We start from the raw sequence: 16,180 nt of genomic DNA, 5'->3' as shown, positions 1-16,180 counted from the left end.
GGCAACGTTAGGCCGGATTCAAAGCACGTATCGATGGGTGAGTCGCGACTCCTGTGCCGTCCTTCTCGGCGGGCGCCCACTTCTCGTATTGCCGACTGCGCACCGCGCTGCCGGAGGGGACCACTGCATGTACTTGACACCGGCCGCTCTATCGAGGGTCGGGCCGGGGTCGCCGGGGTCGCCGCCGCCGCCACCGTGAACGGTTACGCTGAGCGTGGTGTCAGAGCGTGGGGCGCTGGCTCAGGTGGTCTTGTTGCCAGATCTTGCGCGCTGTCGACGCGTCGATGTTGCCGCCCGACAGGATGACCAACACCTTCCTTGGCTCGCTTTCGTTGCGGAGCCACCTGAGGGCGGCTTCCATCGCCATGGCGCCCGTGGGCTCGATGCGCAGCTTGAGCAGGTGGGCAAGCCACTGGGTCCAGTAGGCAATGGGCTCTTCCTCGACTTCGTAGATGCCGTCCAGTCGGCGCAGGTAAGGGAAGGTTACCTCGCCGACCGACAGCGTCCGCGCTCCATCTGCCAGCGTGGTGGGCGAACGGGCCAGCCGCTGGATGCTCCCCTTGCGCACCGACTCGGCAGCATCGTTGGCGTTCAATGGCTCGGCAGCGTAGACACGAACGGCCGCGGACCAGGCCCTCGCTGCGATCAGCGTGCCCGCACACAGCCCGCCGCCGCCGCAGGGCGCAAACGCCGCGTCTACTTGACCGATCTGAAGCAACGCCTCGAGCATGGCGGTCCCCTGCCCGGCCACGACCTGCTCGTGGTTGTAGGGTGGTACCCAGAACATCCCCGGTTCGCGGGCCCGTTGCTCGGTGACTCGATCCACCTCCGCACGGCTGCCGAGCAGCGCAACCTTGGCGCCGTAGTGTCGTGTCGCCCGCGCCTTTGCGGGCGAGGCTTCCCGCGGCATGTAGACGCTGACCGGTAGACCCACCTGCGCACCGGCCCACGCGACCGCTTGAGCATGGTTGCCCGAGCTGTTTGCAATCAGGTGGCTTGGGTGAGGGTCGTGCTCGAGACGCCAGAGCACGGCGTTCAGCGCTCCCCTGGCTTTGAAGGCCCCGACCTTCTGCAGGCACTCCGCTTTGAACAAGACCTCGTGTCCCAGCCACTTGTTCAAGTTTGTGGACGACACCACCGGGGTCCTGTGTATGCGTGTCTTGATGCGCGCGATGGCGCCGAAGATGTCGGCTGGGTCGATGGGTGTCATGGGGCATTCGGGCGCCGCGCACAGCGGTAGGGCTCGCGGACACTAGCTCGTGCTGGCTTGCAGGTCTGCCGGGAGCGGCCAGGGCGTGCTGGACAATCGCGGTGCGAGCGACCCGAGTCTTTCGCGGAACTCCGCTACGGGTAGCCGCGAAGCCGGATCGCGTCGCAGCATCGAGGCCAGCAGATCGCTCAGGCCAAAGAGCCCGGCTTGCGCCCGTAGTTGCGCCAGGGCAGGTGGAAAGCCGTCGTGAGCAAGGTGGCTGCGGATTATCTCGAGGTGGGTCGATCCACCAAACAGCGTGACGCCGGTCAGCAGCTCGAATGCCAGGCACGCAAGGGCGTAGGCGTCGGCGCTCATAGGCGTAGGCGTGCGTCCCTCCGGTACCAAACCCCAGATCTCCGGAGCCCCGTAGTTGGCGGTTGCGCAGCCCGGACGCAGTTGGCGGCCGGCTAGCCCGAAATCCACGAGCACCGGCGCCGGGGGCTGAGGGCCTGCATTGCCCGCGCTGCGCAGGATCACGTTGGAGGGCTTGACATCCAGGTGCCCCACGCCGGCGCGGTGCATCGCCTCTAGACCGGCCGCGACGCCGTCGAGCACCGCCAGGGCCTCGTCCATGGCCAAGGCGCCCAATTCGATGACGCGCTCGAGCGTAGGGCCCTCCACAAGCTCCATGACCAAGATGGGCTTCGGCTTGGCGCCGGCGTCGAAGGTCACGAAGCCGGCGAGGTTGGTGTGGTTCGGGACGGCCAGCAGTGCGCCTGCCTCTTCGCGAAACATCCGTAAGAATTCGTCCTCCGACAGGGTGAGCGCCACCGACGCATCGTACTCGGGCACCTTGAGCGCAAGCTCGGTCGCGTGCGGCTCGTGGCGTTCTTCCGCGCGAGCCACCACGAACACCGACCCGCCCGATCCAGCACCGAGGCAACGGCGCACGTGAAACCCCCCAATGGTACGGCTTGCGGGGAGCCAGGCCGGGATGGGCAGCGTTTGCCGTGGTGGAGGGATCACACTTGCCGGCGCCAGGCCCGGGCCGGCCGCCGGCAGCGCTGCGACGCGGGCAACGATCCGGATCGCGCTCTCCGCTATGGCAGGCGGCAGTTCCTCGCGAAGCACGCCGGAGAGCGCCGCCACCGCACCTGCGACGTCGGCCTTGCCATCCTGTCTGACCGTTTCGGCAGCCAAGTCCAACATGCGCATGGCACCGGCGCTTGCAGGAACCTCGCGTCTTGCGTCGTCCATGAGCCGCCGTCGCGCCCCTGCGGTCAGCAGCGCCAGGGTGTGCAGTGTGGTTTCGAGGTGGCCGAGGATCGTGACGTCCGGCCCCGCGGCGAGATCGTCCAACCTGCGCGCGGTGGCCACACGCTCGAGCTCGCTCACCAGCCGTAGCAGCGCCAATCGCAGCGCTGTCACGCGCGAGCTGTTCGCCCATGGCAGCTCCTCGCCCACGCGGCGAAGGGCGTCCAGGATGCCCCTGGTATGGGAGCCGGTGGCTGCGCCGCCTGGATGCGGCTGTTCGAGCCCACCAAGCAGCTCCGCGTAGGCTCCCACCACGTTTTCGAAGTCTGGCATCATCGAGGCTTCCGCCAGCGTGGCCAGATCCTCCCGCGAAGTGACGTGGTCGGTGGCCGCCACGAACACGTCCGAAAGCTTGCATACGTTGTCTCGCACCAGGGCATCGCAGGCGCGCGCAAGCGTGGCGCACATCACACGGCGCAGCCTCGATGGTGCGTCATCTCGCACCCGTTCGAACAGGATCTTGGCCGAGCGAAGGCGCCGCTCACGTTGTCCCTCCGTCTCGTCCCCCAAGTCGCCTTCGGCGTCGATCAGATGCAGCAGCGATCGCAGTCGGCGCATGCGCAAAAGCGGGTGGCGCAGCGGCTGACCGTCCTGGATTGGCGCGCGCTCCAGCTCGAGCAGCAAATCGGTCAGGCGATCGTAGACTCCATCTAGGCGCGCGGCCCCGTCGAGGGGTGCGGCCGAGGCGCTCGTCTGTCCTGTTCTCGCACCCAGCATCATGAGATGCGTGAGCGTCGAGGTTTCGAGCAGGGTCAGATCGAGCTCGCGCAGCAGACCAAAAGCCCGCAGTCGGGCGTTCGGCTCGATCCTGTAGGTCCGTTCGAGGTCGGCAAGCATGTGCACAACGCGGTCGAACACCTCGCGCGCGGCGGAACTGGCCGGCTCGGCCCCGCGCCCGGCAAAAGCCGCTAGTGCGTCGTCGAGATGATCGCGCAGGTTGGCGGCTCGCTCATCGCGCGGCGTGAGATCACGGATGAGCGCCTCGCACAGAGCCAGGTGCCCGTCATCGCCTCGAGCTTTGGTGGCTTCCTCACGCAGCTGTCCAGCGCAGTAGCGGCTGGCCCAGGCGCCGAGCCCCCTGCCGAGACGTTCGCGGCGCAGCTCGACCAGGGACTCGGCCGCTTCGAGAGACCCATGCCGCACCGCTTGGTCGAGCAGCTCCTCCGCCAGCTCGGGCTCGGCGTCGGCTGCGCGGGCAAGCCCGAATACGACGCTCCCAGCCAATCCCGGATCGCGCTTGACCAGGGGTCCGCGCAGCACCTCGACGCACTGGCGAGCTGCTTGATCGCGATCGAACGATACCTGGGTGGCCAGTGAGGTCGCTGCGCGGCGCCATTCGGTCGGTGTCAGGGCCGGCGCCAGATGGCGCTGAATCACGTCCGACAGCTCAGGCAGAGCCCGGGACAACAAGCCGCGGGCGACCGCCACGTGGCGCCAAACCAGCGACTCCCTGTCGGCCAGCAGCCGCCGCCACGCTTCCATCACGACGGGATCGCGGAACACCCGCAAGTGGCCCATGTCGCCTTGAGCGGCCCGCAGGGTTGCCGCGCGCGCCGCCCTCTCGAGCAGGCGTGCGGCGAAACGCCGGGAGGGCAGCGAGCCGACTGCGGGTTGGGCCAGCCACTGATGCCGCAGCTCCGGCTGCGACACCAGCGATAACGCCAGGCGGTCCGCCTGGGTGGCGAGCCCGAGCGGGAGCCCCATGGCGAGTGCCACCCGCGCGCGGACGGGCGGTCTCGTGAGCGTCTTGCGCGAATCCATGGCGAATGCGCAGGCGAGGGCGATGAATGTCTCCGCATCGCCCGCGTACAAACGGGTCAGCACGCGCCTGCCAAGCTCGCGCTTCTCGCTGCCCTGCGGAGTCGCCGAGGCAAGCTCGTACAGTGCGCGTGCCGCCGCGGGCGGCGACAGCCAATCCAGGTCGTCGATCAGGTTGCTTGCGAACGCGGTGCGGACGCCTGTCAGGATGCGTCCGGGGTGGATGCCTTCGAGCGGCACGGGGCGCTGACCTACCGCGGCGTTTGCCAGCGTGGCCATGCTGCGGCGCCAGAGCGCCGTGCGCTCCTCGCGCGTGTTCAGCTCGGGCAGCTGAACGAAACTGTCGAGATAGTCCTTGCTTTCAGCCATCTTGAGTCACTCCGGCGTCTCGCCAGCCTGAGGACCCGATCGCTTCTCTTCGGCTAGCGCCTGTGGCTCCACGTCGATGCCCGCATCCGCCAATAGACGCAGCGCATTGCTCGTGCGCACCACACCTGGTCTCAGCCTGTAATCGAAGCGCATCCGGCCGTTCTCCATGACGTCTGTGAAGTGTACGTTCATCACGCGGGCGAATGTAGCCAGGTCAGCCAACGCCACATCGTGCGTGGCCACCAATCCGAGCCCGCCGCGCGCGAGCAGGTGGCAGATCACGGCCCTGGCACCGACGTGGCGTGCTCTCGCATTGGTGCCGCGTAGCAGCTCGTCGAGAAGAAACAGAATGGGTGGCCCCTGGTCAGCCGCTTCGATAACGACCTGTAGGCGGCGAAGCTCGGCGTGAAAATAGCTGGCACCGGCCTGGAGCGAATCGTCGATTCGCATGCTGGCGCGTAGCCGCACCTGAGGCAGCCTCATGCAACGCGCACATACCGGTCCACCTGCCAGCGCCAGAGCCACGTTGACTCCGACGGCCCTCAGTAGCGTGCTCTTGCCGGCCATGTTGGAACCGGTCACCAGCAATGCGCTGGCTCTTCCGGGAATCGCTACATCGTTTGCAACCCTGTGCTCGCGCTCGAGCAAAGGGTGATTCAAGCCCAGGGCCTCGAAAGGGGCGTCCGTGTCGACTACGTCCGGGAAGCTGGCTTCGACTTCAGCGTAGGCCAGCGTTGCAAGCGAGCACAAGGCTTCGAGCTCGCCCAGCGCATCGAACCAAACGTCGACCCTGGGGCCGAAATCCCGTACCCAGCGCTCGATGCCTCTAAGGACATGCAGATCCCAAAGCAGCAGCGGGTTCAGCACGACGTGCAACAGGAACTGGCTGCGCAGTTCCGCACAACCCACCCAGTGCTTGAGCCGCCGCAGCTGAAGGCGAGGCCCCAGCGCGGCGACCCCAACACGTCCTTGCAGCTCGCGCAGCATGTCGCTTTCGAAGCGCCCGCCTTCGAGCAGCGACAGCATCTGCTCGAAAGCAGCGACGCTCCCGTGCCTCGCGGTAGCCAGGTCGAGGGCAGCATGGACCTCGCGTCGCGTGAGCCGCAACAGTCCGATTTGTACCACGACCGGCAAGAGCCAAGACCAAGCTGCCAGGTGACCTGTTTGCCCGAGCGCGTAGGCCAGCGCGGTAAGCGCCGGCATGACGACGATCGCCGGGGCGAGCGCCGGGCGGCGAGCGAAGAGCGATGGACGCTGCGTGAAGCGACGAAACCCGGTTCCGTCCAGCTTGTCGCCGCCTATGCGCAGGGCGGCGACTTCGAGCTCCTGACGGAAAGCAAGCAGGTTCGCGAGCTCCCGCACGGCCTGCTGCCGCGCCCTGCACGTCTGCACGCCGGCTGGCTGCCCTAGCCAGTTGGCCAGCACACGTTCTCCCGTGACCGTGTGGGTTACGTCGATGCGCTGAAACAGCGAGCCGCGCCCCACCAGATCGATATCGCGAGCGTACGGATGCTCTTTGGGGAGCAGGTCGCTCCCGTCGCTGTCGAACTGGCTCCAGCTGCCCGTCAAACGTGCCTCGTGACGGCGGTGCACGCTCTCGCGCGTCTGGGCGATCTGGCTACGACCCAGTGTCCGCAGGTGCAGGATAACCGCAGCTGCGAAACAGGCGAACAGGACGGCGCTGGATGTCAGCCAGGGCAGCGAGCCCTGGCTCACCCCGGCGCTTAGGGCCGCCGCGCCTGCCAGGAACGACAACAAGCGAGCGAGCGACAACCGGTTGGCGGTGCGCTCGTGACGTTGGCTCTCGACCTGGAAGAGACTCCCGCGTCGTCGGTGCTCCTCGAGCGGATCGCGTCCACCATCGTTGTCGGCCACCGCGTCACCGTCGTCGTCGACCACCGCGTTCACCCAATCGAAATACCACTGGTTGCAGGTAGCCTACGGAATTCCGTGCGACCTTGGCCGCCTGGACTGCGACACGATGAGGGCCTGTAGCACCTGGTGCGCCACCTGAGCCTGATAGTCGTCGCCGAACGCCTTTGGGGCTGGCCCGGGCTCTGAGCGCCGTTCCGAACGCCCTACCCTGGGCGTTCTCCCTTGGGTTGCTTGCGACGCGACGGTTGGGGGGGTGGGGGCTAGATGTTGCGACAGGGCTTCTTCTCGCTGCGCGTCATGACCGACGCGCGCGCGTCGCAGGGCGCCGCTGTCAAGCTGCTCGACCTGCACGTCCGGTTCGATGCCGTGGGCCTGGATCGAGCGCCCGCGGGGCGTGTGGTAGCGCGCGCTGGTGAGTTTCAATGCACTACCGTTCGGCAGCTCGATGACGGACTGAACACTGCCCTTGCCAAAGGTGCGGGTACCGACCAGAACCGCGCGCCCGTGATCCTGAAGGGCACCGGCGACTATCTCGGCCGCGCTGGCGGTGTAGGCGTTGATCAGCACGACCATGGGGAACGAGCCACGTGTGTGTCCACGCCGCGCCAGCATTTCACGCAGCCTCTTTCGATTGCGTCCCCAGGTCGACACGATGACGCCTTGCTGCAGGAACTCGTCCGCAACGCGGACAGCTTCGCTCAGCAAGCCTCCGGGGTTGCTTCGAAGATCCAGGACGAGCCCTCGCAACCCTGTGGAGCTCCGCTGCTGTGCTTCATCGAGCGCGCGGCGCAGCGAGTTCGCCGTCTCTTCATGAAAGGTACGTACATGCAGGTACATTATCCCACTGGACGACACAGACGCCTCCACTGCGGGGATGTCCATGACTCGACGCACCAAGGTTACGGCGATGGCGTCCTCGACGTTCGTGCGCCTCAAGCGCAGCCGGACCCGCGTTCCAGGGTCGCCGCGCATCCTCTTGACGGCTTCGTCGATGGGCATGTCCCGCGCCCCCATACCATCGATGCTCAGGAAGCGATCTCCGGTTTGCAGCCGCGCTGCTGCAGCCGGGCTTTGGGGGAACACCGTTACCACCGTAAGCCAGCCGTCGCGCGTATCGACTTCGACTCCGATGCCACCAAAGCTGCCTCGTGCGTCGCTCTTGAGCAGCTTGTATTCCTCGGGATCGAGAAACACCGAATGGGGATCCAGCGTTCGGACCATTCCCCGTATCGCTCCGTAGATCAGCTCGTCCTGGTCGACCTCGTCTGCGTAGCTCGCTTCGATGTGAGCGAGGGCGCGTGCGAAGATGCCCAGGTTCCGGTAGGGGCTGGAGGCGCTTGGAAGGGCGCGGGCCCGCTCAGCCAGAGCGACGGCTCCCGCTACTCCCACTACCACGGCAGCGAGGACGATGACTCGAGTGTGGCTCGACATGGTTGGTCCGGGTCTAGGGCTGAATCGGAGTTGAATCGGTGCACTTGTTCCTGGGCTGCAAAGCCTCGGCGGGGGCGCGAAGCGTGGATTGAAAAGAGCGACATCAGAGCACAGTGTCAGATGCTAACCTGGCCTCACCGAACCGCAGCCCGCCGATAACAGGCGGCTGTGCCGGATACGGTACCGGAGTTGGATTGACAGGCAACTCCGACCGCCTGTAGCATGACTTCTGATGTCGTAGTTCAACTGAGTTTCGGTAGGTCGCTGGAGTACGAGAGGCCCGGAGGAAAACAGAAGCATGTCAGCCACCGATAAGCGTAAGCAGAGCTTGTACTTTCCAGAAAGCATGCTGCAGGAGATCCAGAAGGAGGCGGCGCGTTTGGACCGCTCGCTGTCGTGGATCGTTCAACGTTGCGTGAAGATCGGACTGTCGGACATACGCCGTCTCCCTTCGGTTAACGACATCCCCGACGATGACGCCAAGAGCGCGGCGCCCGCTGGTCAGTAACCGGGCGCCCGCCGGGGAGCCGGGGATCGGGCCGCAGGTTGGGGCAAGGGGGCCGCGTGTGCCCGCGCCCGCTGAAGCAACGATCGAGGCCTTTGGTTGGGCGGCCTGACACAGCAGCAGCTCACACCGGTGGAAGTGCGCGCTCCCCGCGGCGCTCAGCAGGTCGACATTCGGTGGGCGAGCGGTGACACGACCACCTACTCGTTCGAGCTGCTGCGGGGCTACTGTCCCTGTGCAAGCTGCCAGGGGCATCAAGGTCCCATCACGTTCGTTGGCGGCGACAGCTCGGAGCTGCTGGAGATCGAGGAGATCGGCAACTACGCGTTGCGCCTGGTCTGGCCGGACTGCGGTTCAGGGCTGTACACGTATCGCTTCTTGCGACAACTGGCGGAGCCGCATACCGGCGATCCAAAGAAGCGCACCCTGCCCCGCTGAGGGCCCAAGTCCCTACCCTGGTACCAAGGGAGGTTCGGTGCCGCCGGAGCCGGTCAGTGCTATGCTCGCATCCTCCGCTATGCGTCCGCTGTTGGTCAAGGTGTTCCTGCAGTGCGTGCTGTTCAGCAGCGCTGCATTTTATGCGCTGCAGCCAGGTACGGGTATCGTTGTGGTTGGCTGTCTGGTTGCCGTACTCTACCTCTACCTAAACTTCACGTACTTCACGGTGAAGGCTCGCGGAGACGACGAGCGGCCGCGCGAAGTGGAGTAGCGTAGGGTTCGGGGCCCGTCCCAGAATAACTGGTCGAGAACGGCCGCGCGGGGTGGATGCGATCACCGGGGCGCCCGTGGAAAAACCGCAGGAATAGTAGGGCTTTCCCTTTGATATCTGGCCTTGGGCATGTACTCTACGCGGGCGTGTGGGCTGGCGTAGGTGCTGTTGCCGCGCGCTGCTTCAGGCCGGCATCCCCGCTCTAGTCACGCGGCGGCTGTGTAGTGCGATGCCGGGCGTGAAAGAGGTTGTCCTTCGGGAGACGAGGCAAGCATGTCCCAGGTGCATAGGGTACCGACTTTGATGCGATCGGGGCTTGGGTTTCAGCTGATCGCATGGGCGCTGTTGGCCGGCGGGATTGCCGGCTGCGGCAAGGGGGCACAGATCCGCCTGAGCCCACCCGCAGGGGCCGATTCGTCCCTGGTTTTTGGCTATTTCGATATGGGGGAGGCGCCCACGCACCTTGGCTGGGTCAAGGTCGCCTACGAGAGCGGTGGCGCCTCGGAGGAGCTCGACTTCACCGTGCAGGATGGGATTTTCTACCGCGAGAACGTGTCGCGCGGATCGCTTTCCGTGACCGCCTTCGGCGGATCCACCGGCGGCAAATTCATCTCGATTCCCAAGCTCGGACTTCGCAGCTTCGTCAACTTCCGCTACGACATCCCGCCTCAGTCTCTCGGCGAGTTCACCATCGACACGCCGGGTGTCTACTTCCTTGGAGCTTTCAGATACCTACCGGTCGTTGCCGCTAGCATGGAGGCCAGCCGCGGCGGTGTGGCCGGGCAAGCCGTGTTCTGGAAGACCACCTCGTTTGTCGACCCGCTGGGCGAGAGACCGTTTGGTGAGTTTCGAATAACCCGAGCCGACGCACGCGAAGTCAAGGCAAAGGTCGAGAAGTGGGCCGAAGGCACGCGATGGCACGCGATGTTCGAGTTCATGCACGCCGGCGGACCCGGGGCTGCACCTCGCGCCGCCCACGACGCCAGGAACAGCGAGCGCCATTAGCGACGGCTCCCATCCATATCCAGAGCCGCGTGCGCGAGGCGGGCTGCGAGCGGGTAATTGTTCGCGGGTGACCACGCCTGCACGGCGGCTTTCTGGGCGGCTTTCGTCATCGGCCTCGCCCTGCGCTGCGCTGCAGCCGAACTGCAACCGCAGACCAGCAGTACTCCCCGGGCGATTCCTGCGAGCGCGCTCGCCCGGCAAACCGACTGAAAACGCGACTGACTCGGGCCTGAACCGTTACGGCTGCGATAGCCGTCGATCCGCAGCTGAAGCCGCACCGGAGACCGGAGCATCGCTGACGCCATCGGAGCTCTCGTCGCTACGATCCTGCGATCCCGGCGGACGCTCCGGCAACGAGGACGCGGTGGCAAACGCGGGTGGTGGGCATGCGTTTCGTTTCGACATGCGTTTCTGATTCGACCCCTACGTTTCGGTTCGATCCCGCGCTTCGGTTCGATCCCGCGCTTCGGTTCGATCCCGCGCTTCGGTTCGAAAGAGTGCCGGAGGCTGGCCACCGATGCGGGCCCGGCACCGCGGTGCACCCTGCTCGTACGGCTGGGCGGAGCCGGCCAGGGGCCCGCTAACGATGCAGCCGCCCCAGGGGCTCGTTAGGTGCGACGCGAGCGGTCGAAGAGGATAGTGACCTGCTGCGGGCCCCCAAAAAAGGCGAGGCTGCAGCAGCGACCGGCCATCAGGCCGATGCGCCACCGCAGCCTCGATTTCTTGCGCACTCCGTGTGTGTGTTGGTTTACGCGCCCATGCCGGCTACAGGCAGCGTACCACGCAGCGAACCGACTGCTGCCCGCCCAGCCTCTGGCAGATGCCACCAAACAGCTGTGGGCTGGCATTGGCGTTGGGGCAGGGTTGATTGATTGTCGCCTGGGTGCAGCCGCGCTGGGGAGGATTGTTGTTGTCTCCCTGCCGGCACACGCGTTGGCCGCTGGAATGGGGACCGCAGTTGAATCCCTGCGGGCACCTCGGTACCGGGATGCCGCCGATTCCAGCGGCACCGATACCGCCGAATCCGACCCCGCCGATACCACCGAATCCGACCCCGCCGATACCACCGAATCCGACGCCGCCGACGCCGCCAGTACCACCGAACCCGACGCCGCCGACGCCGCCACGACCGCCGAATCCGACCCCGCCGAGGCCGCCAGTACCACCGAACCCGACGCCGCCGACGCCGCCACGACCGCCGAATCCGACCCCGCCGAGGCCGCCACGACCGCCTACGCCGATTCCGCCGGCGCCGCCACGACCGCCGAATCCGACGCCGCCGGCGCCGCCACGACCGCCGAATCCAACGCCGCCGGCGCCGCCACGACCGCCTACGCCGATTCCGCCGGCGCCGCCACGACCGCCCACGCCTTGGTTAGGTTGTTGGCCTCCACCGCCGCAACCGGCCACGGCAAGGGCGCCTATAGACACGACTGAGGCCAGGGTCGCTGGAACACGACTCCGCCTATTGGTTACACCACTGAAGCGCACGATAAACCTCCAAAAACCTGGGCGTGGAGCTGTGCCCGCCCGTGCAGAATCCGCGCTACGCGCGGCAATGGGTATTGTAAGCGCATGGCATTGCAAGCGCACCTTGGTCCCGTGTGGGGATACTCGACTTCCGGTCCACTCATTGGTCCCGATTCGCAGCCGATGAGTAGAATGCCGAAGGGCCTACATGTCAACCGGGATTTTTGCAAAAGAGTTGCGGTGCGGGGGTCGGAGACCGTTCACGGGAGCGGCGCGGGCTCCGTGCCTGCTGGCCAGCTCGCGTTCGCGCGTGCTAGATGTCCTTGCCGGGGGTCATAAACCGTTTCGCCGGTTCTGAACGCGCCCGGCGCCGCCCACGCTCCTCGAATATGCTCTGCATGTCCTTACGTCGCGCGAACGCGCCGGGCGACGCCCGGCCCTCAGCGATCTGGCTCATTGCTCCCACCGAGGACATCTAGCAGGTTGCGGCAATGCAGAGCGAGCACGTAGTCATTCGCGGTGCCCGCGAGCACAACCTGCGGTCGGTCGACGTGAGGCTCCCCAAGCGGCGGCTCGTGGTCCTGACCGGTGTGTCCGGTTCCGGTAAATCGTCGTTGGCTTTCGATACCCTGTACGCGGAAGGGCAGCGACGCTACGTCGAGTCGCTATCGGCCTACGCCAGGCAATTCCTGGGGCGCCTGGACAAGCCCAGGTACGATTCGATTCGCGGCCTCTCGCCCACGATCTCCATCGAACAGAAGACGACAGGGGCCAACCCGCGCTCCACGGTGGGGACGATTACCGAGATCGCCGACTACTTGCGGGTGCTCTATGCACGAATCGGACAACAGCATTGCATCGAGTGTGGCTGCCAGGTACGCGGCCAGAGTGCGCAGCGAATTGCGCATCAGCTGCTCGCGATGCCCGCCAACACGCGCCTCATGCTCCTCGCGCCCCTGCTGCGGCATCGCAAGGGCGAGCACCGCGAGTTGCTCGACTCCTGTCGGGCGCGCGGCTTGGTGCGCCTGCGAGTCGACGGCCGCGTGCTCGAGGCAGCACAGGTGGAGGCGCTCGACAAGCGCAGAAAGCACACCGTCGAAGCTGTCGTTGACCGCCTCGTCGTTGGCCGCGTCTCGGTCAGTCGAACCGTGGATTCCGTGGAAGCTGCCCTCAGGTTGGGTGATGGCGAGCTCATCGTGGCCGGCGAGGAGTGCGACCGGGTTTTTTCGCAGAAGCGAGCCTGCTGTGGTCGATCCTACCCCGAACCCACCCCTCAGGGTTTCTCGTTCAACAGCCCGCAGGGCATGTGCCTGGCCTGCAACGGCATCGGCGCGCGCATGCAGATCGATCCGGCCCGTGTGGTGGGCGACCCCAACCTGAGCATTGATGGGGGTGTGATCGTTCCGTGGGGGAGCGGGGTGGCGTCCAAAGGCGGTTGGGAGAACAGTTTTCGAAAGCAAATCCTCGACCAGTTGGGCATCGACCTCGCGCGTGCCTGGGCTCGCATGCCCAAGCGCCAGCGCGATGCGATCTTGTTCGGGACCGGCGACAAGAGCTACAGGGTCGCATGGAAGGGGCGGCGGGGACGCGGCGACTTCGACGTGACCTGGGAGGGCGTGGTTCACCGTCTCATGCGCCGCTTCAAGAACACGCAATCCGAGAGGGCCAAGCGCTGGTATGCGCAGTTTCTCGGACACACGCGCTGCTCCCAGTGTGCCGGGTCGCGTTTGCGCCCCGAGAGCGCCGCGGTACGCGTGGCGGGTCACACGCTCGTCGAGGTGAGCCGCAAGACCGTGGACGAGGCGTACAGTTTCTTCTCAGGGATAGAGCTGGAGGGTGAGGCGCATGTGATCGCTCGGGATGTGCTCAAAGAGGTGGGGCTCAGGCTCGAGTTTCTGCGCGCTGTGGGCCTGGGCTACCTTTCGTTGGATCGTTCCGGCCCGTCGCTTTCGGGCGGAGAGGCGCAGCGCATACGCCTCGCAAGCCAGGTAGGCTCGGACCTGACCGGTGTCATCTACGTGCTCGACGAGCCCAGCATCGGCCTGCATCAGAGGGACAATCGCAAGCTGCTAGCCACGCTGTGCCGCATGCGCGATATCGGCAACACGGTGGTGGTCGTCGAGCACGATGAGGAGACCATTCGGGGCGCCGATCATGTGATCGACTTCGGGCCGGGAGCAGGCGCGCAGGGCGGGCAGATCGTGCACGCGGGTACGCCCAAGAGCCTCGAGCGTTCGAAGAGCTCCCTCACGGGAGCCTACCTGTCCGGACGGCGGTCCATCCCCATGCCCCGGCGGCGGCGACGTCCTCGAGGCTACATCGATTTCGCGGGCGTCAGCGAGAACAACCTGTGCGACCTCAGCGTGCGCTTGCCGCTCGGCGTGCTCACGTGCGTGACGGGCGTGTCCGGTGCCGGCAAGTCGAGTCTCACCAACGACGTGCTGTATCCGGCCATCGCGCGCAAGCTGCACGCATCGGAGCGACGGATGGGACGCTTTCGTTCGCTGGCAGGGCTCGAGCAGATCGACAAGATCGTCGAGATCGATCAACGACCGATCGGGCGCACACCACGAAGCAATCCGGCGACATACGTCAAGGTCTTCGACGCGATCCGGCGCGTATTCGCCGAGCTGCCGGAAGCTCGCCAGCGCGGCTATTCCCCGGGGCGGTTTTCCTTCAACGTCAAGGGCGGGCGCTGCGAGGCCTGTCAGGGCGATGGCGTGCGCAAGATCGAAATGCACTTCCTGTCGGATGTCTACGTCCGCTGCGACGAGTGCAAGGGGCTGCGCTTCAACGACGCCACGCTCGAGGTGCGCTACAAGCAGCACAGTATCGCAGACGTCTTGCAGATGACGGTCGCCGAGGCGCTCGAGGTGTTTCGGGCGCATCCCGTGATCAAGTCGCCGCTAGAGCTGTTGCGGGAGGTGGGTGTGGACTACTTGCCGCTGGGGCAACCCTCGCCGACCTTGTCGGGCGGCGAGGCGCAGCGCATCAAGCTCTCGAGGGAGCTTGCACGCAGGGCAACAGGCAGGACGCTCTACGTGCTCGACGAGCCCACGACCGGATTGCACTTCGACGACGTGCGCAAGCTGCTTGGCGTGCTCGAGCGCCTGGTCGACGCCGGCAATACCGTGATCGTTGTCGAGCACAACCTCGACGTGATCAAGAGCGCGGACCATATCATCGATCTCGGGCCCGAGGGCGGCCCTGGCGGGGGCCGTATCGTGGCCCAGGGCACGCCCGAGGCCGTGGCTCGGGAAGCAGGCTCTCACACCGGCCGCCACCTTGGGCCGGTGCTCGCTCGCGATGCTCCGAGCCCGCTCGCCGCCGAGTGATCGGGGACGGGTCACTCCTGGTCGGTACGTCCCACGAGCCAGCGGGCCGCTTCAACGGCCGCATAAGTCAGGATCCCGTCCGCTCCGGCACGCTTGAAGGCCAACAAGCTTTCCAGAATCACCCGCTCCCAGTTGAGCCAACCGTGCTGGGCAGCGGCTCGCAGCATCGCGTACTCGCCGCTCACCTGGTAGGCGTACGTCGGCATGCCGAGAGCTTCCTTCACCCGCCAGACGATATCCAGGTAGGGCATGCCGGGCTTGACCATCAGCATGTCTGCCCCTTCCTGGACGTCGAGCGCCGCTTCACGCAGGGCCTCGTTGGCGTTGCCGGGATCCATCTGGTACGTCCGCTTGTCACCTTGACCCAGGTTGCGTGCCGAGCGCAGCGCGTCGCGGAATGGCCCGTAGTACGCCGAGGCGTACTTGGCTGCGTACGACAGGATGCGGACGTGGGTCATGCCTTGCTCGTCGAGCTCCCTGCGGATAGCCGCGACGCGACCGTCCATCATGTCGGACGGTGCGATCACGTCGCAACCGGCTTGGGCTTGCACGAGAGCCTGCTCGCACAGGACGGCGAGGGTTTCGTCGTTGGCGACGTAGCCGTCGCGGACGACGCCGTCGTGCCCGTGCGTCGTATAGGGATCGAGCGCCACGTCGCAGACGATGCCGATGCCCGGGTGAGCCCGCTTGAGGTCTCTGACTGCGCGGCACAGCAGGTTATCGGGGTTGGTCGCTTCGTCGCCTTCGGGGCTCTTGAGCTTGGGGTCGATGACCGGGAATAGGGCGACGGCCGGGATCCCGAGCGCGGCGGCTTCGCCAACCGCCTCCCGCAGCGGACCGATCGAGAGCCGCTCGACCCCCGGCATCGACCCGACAGCTTCGCGCACGTCTTCGCCTTCGCGTACGAATACCGGCCATATCAAATCGGCGACATCGAGCCGCTGCTCGCGCACCAGGCGTCTCGACCACGCGTCGCGCCGATTGCGCCTCAGGCGGGTGCGGGGGAATGCAGCGTTGGCCCGAATCGACACTTGGTTAGCTCCCGCGGAAGAATAGCTCGTGTGTTTCGGTGAGGACGGGGCGCCGCTGGCGAGCCCTTAGGGCCCGCGGAAGAAAACTCGTGTGTTTCGGGGAGGACGGGGCGCCGCTGGCGAGGCGCGACGACGAGGAGTATTGGGGATACTTCGAGGAGGAGCAACATAGCCAGCGGTGGTCAG

At 66.1% G+C, this 16,180-nt stretch carries 12 protein-coding genes; 6 read left to right on the top strand and 6 right to left on the bottom strand.

What is annotated here, in order from left to right:
* Positions 1–220 precede the first annotated feature (220 nt).
* From MJD61_05550 to MJD61_05535, 4 genes are read right to left on the bottom strand one after another with little or no spacing between them, the layout of a single operon-like run.
* Entirely contained in the window at positions 221–1,210 is a 990-nt protein-coding gene (locus MJD61_05550; protein MCG8554742.1) for a serine/threonine dehydratase, read from the bottom strand.
* A 42-nt stretch (positions 1,211–1,252) separates the two neighbouring features.
* Positions 1,253–4,633 (bottom strand): serine/threonine protein kinase, encoded by a 3,381-nt coding sequence (locus MJD61_05545; protein ID MCG8554741.1) that lies wholly within the window; start codon positions 4,631–4,633, stop codon positions 1,253–1,255.
* A 6-nt stretch (positions 4,634–4,639) separates the two neighbouring features.
* On the bottom strand, positions 4,640–6,541 hold the full coding sequence (locus tag MJD61_05540; protein MCG8554740.1) for a DNA mismatch repair protein MutS: 1,902 nt from the start codon (positions 6,539–6,541) through the stop codon (positions 4,640–4,642).
* A gap of 30 nt (positions 6,542–6,571) precedes the next feature.
* Positions 6,572–7,939, bottom strand: a complete 1,368-nt coding sequence (locus tag MJD61_05535; GenBank protein ID MCG8554739.1) for a S41 family peptidase — start codon at positions 7,937–7,939, stop codon at positions 6,572–6,574.
* A gap of 298 nt (positions 7,940–8,237) precedes the next feature.
* Between MJD61_05535 and MJD61_05530 the strand changes: the two genes are divergently transcribed.
* The 4 genes from MJD61_05530 to MJD61_05515 all read left to right on the top strand — a co-directional run bounded on the left by MJD61_05530 (position 8,238) and on the right by MJD61_05515 (position 10,158).
* The gene (locus tag MJD61_05530) at positions 8,238–8,447 is read left to right on the top strand and encodes a TIGR04563 family protein (protein MCG8554738.1); all 210 of its coding nucleotides are present in this window, start codon (positions 8,238–8,240) and stop codon (positions 8,445–8,447) included.
* A 96-nt stretch (positions 8,448–8,543) separates the two neighbouring features.
* Complete coding sequence (locus MJD61_05525; protein ID MCG8554737.1) at positions 8,544–8,882, top strand: DUF971 domain-containing protein; 339 nt, start codon at positions 8,544–8,546, stop codon at positions 8,880–8,882.
* Positions 8,883–8,961: 79 nt separating this feature from the next.
* The gene (locus tag MJD61_05520) at positions 8,962–9,153 is read left to right on the top strand and encodes a hypothetical protein (GenBank protein ID MCG8554736.1); all 192 of its coding nucleotides are present in this window, start codon (positions 8,962–8,964) and stop codon (positions 9,151–9,153) included.
* 273 nt (positions 9,154–9,426) lie between these two features.
* Entirely contained in the window at positions 9,427–10,158 is a 732-nt protein-coding gene (locus tag MJD61_05515) for a hypothetical protein (protein MCG8554735.1), read from the top strand.
* Here the strand turns inward: MJD61_05515 and MJD61_05510 are convergent.
* A complete protein-coding gene (locus MJD61_05510) occupies positions 10,155–10,463 on the bottom strand; it encodes a hypothetical protein (protein ID MCG8554734.1) in 309 nt (102 codons plus the stop codon). The genes MJD61_05515 and MJD61_05510 overlap by 4 nt on opposite strands.
* A gap of 640 nt (positions 10,464–11,103) precedes the next feature.
* Between MJD61_05510 and MJD61_05505 the strand changes: the two genes are divergently transcribed.
* Positions 11,104–11,595 (top strand): hypothetical protein, encoded by a 492-nt coding sequence (locus MJD61_05505; GenBank protein MCG8554733.1) that lies wholly within the window; start codon positions 11,104–11,106, stop codon positions 11,593–11,595.
* Between the two features lie 524 nt (positions 11,596–12,119).
* Complete coding sequence (gene uvrA, locus MJD61_05500; GenBank protein ID MCG8554732.1) at positions 12,120–14,963, top strand: excinuclease ABC subunit UvrA; 2,844 nt, start codon at positions 12,120–12,122, stop codon at positions 14,961–14,963.
* An 11-nt stretch (positions 14,964–14,974) separates the two neighbouring features.
* On the opposite strand, the gene hemB is transcribed toward uvrA, so the two are convergent.
* Positions 14,975–15,994 (bottom strand): porphobilinogen synthase, encoded by a 1,020-nt coding sequence (gene hemB, locus MJD61_05495; GenBank protein ID MCG8554731.1) that lies wholly within the window; start codon positions 15,992–15,994, stop codon positions 14,975–14,977.
* Between the last annotated feature and the right edge of the window lie 186 nt (positions 15,995–16,180).

The sequence above is a fragment of the Pseudomonadota bacterium genome (genome assembly GCA_022361155.1).
GTDB lineage: Bacteria > Myxococcota_A > Polyangia > Polyangiales > JAKSBK01 > JAKSBK01.
Note: the sequence above shows the minus strand (reverse complement) of the source record. Positions and strands in the feature narration are given on the sequence as shown.

Excerpts from the sequence above, each read along its gene's own strand:
- MJD61_05510 (MCG8554734.1), bottom strand. The coding sequence starts at position 10,463 with ATGGCGTCAGCGATGCTCCGGTCTCCGGTGCGGCTTCAGCTGCGGATC.
- MJD61_05545 (MCG8554741.1), bottom strand. The coding sequence starts at position 4,633 with ATGGCTGAAAGCAAGGACTATCTCGACAGTTTCGTTCAGCTGCCCGAG.
- MJD61_05535 (MCG8554739.1), bottom strand. The coding sequence starts at position 7,939 with ATGTCGAGCCACACTCGAGTCATCGTCCTCGCTGCCGTGGTAGTGGGA.
- uvrA (MCG8554732.1), top strand. The coding sequence starts at position 12,120 with ATGCAGAGCGAGCACGTAGTCATTCGCGGTGCCCGCGAGCACAACCTG.
- MJD61_05550 (MCG8554742.1), bottom strand. The coding sequence starts at position 1,210 with ATGACACCCATCGACCCAGCCGACATCTTCGGCGCCATCGCGCGCATC.
- MJD61_05505 (MCG8554733.1), top strand. The coding sequence starts at position 11,104 with ATGGGGACCGCAGTTGAATCCCTGCGGGCACCTCGGTACCGGGATGCC.
- MJD61_05520 (MCG8554736.1), top strand. The coding sequence starts at position 8,962 with ATGCGTCCGCTGTTGGTCAAGGTGTTCCTGCAGTGCGTGCTGTTCAGC.
- MJD61_05515 (MCG8554735.1), top strand. The coding sequence starts at position 9,427 with ATGTCCCAGGTGCATAGGGTACCGACTTTGATGCGATCGGGGCTTGGG.
- MJD61_05530 (MCG8554738.1), top strand. The coding sequence starts at position 8,238 with ATGTCAGCCACCGATAAGCGTAAGCAGAGCTTGTACTTTCCAGAAAGC.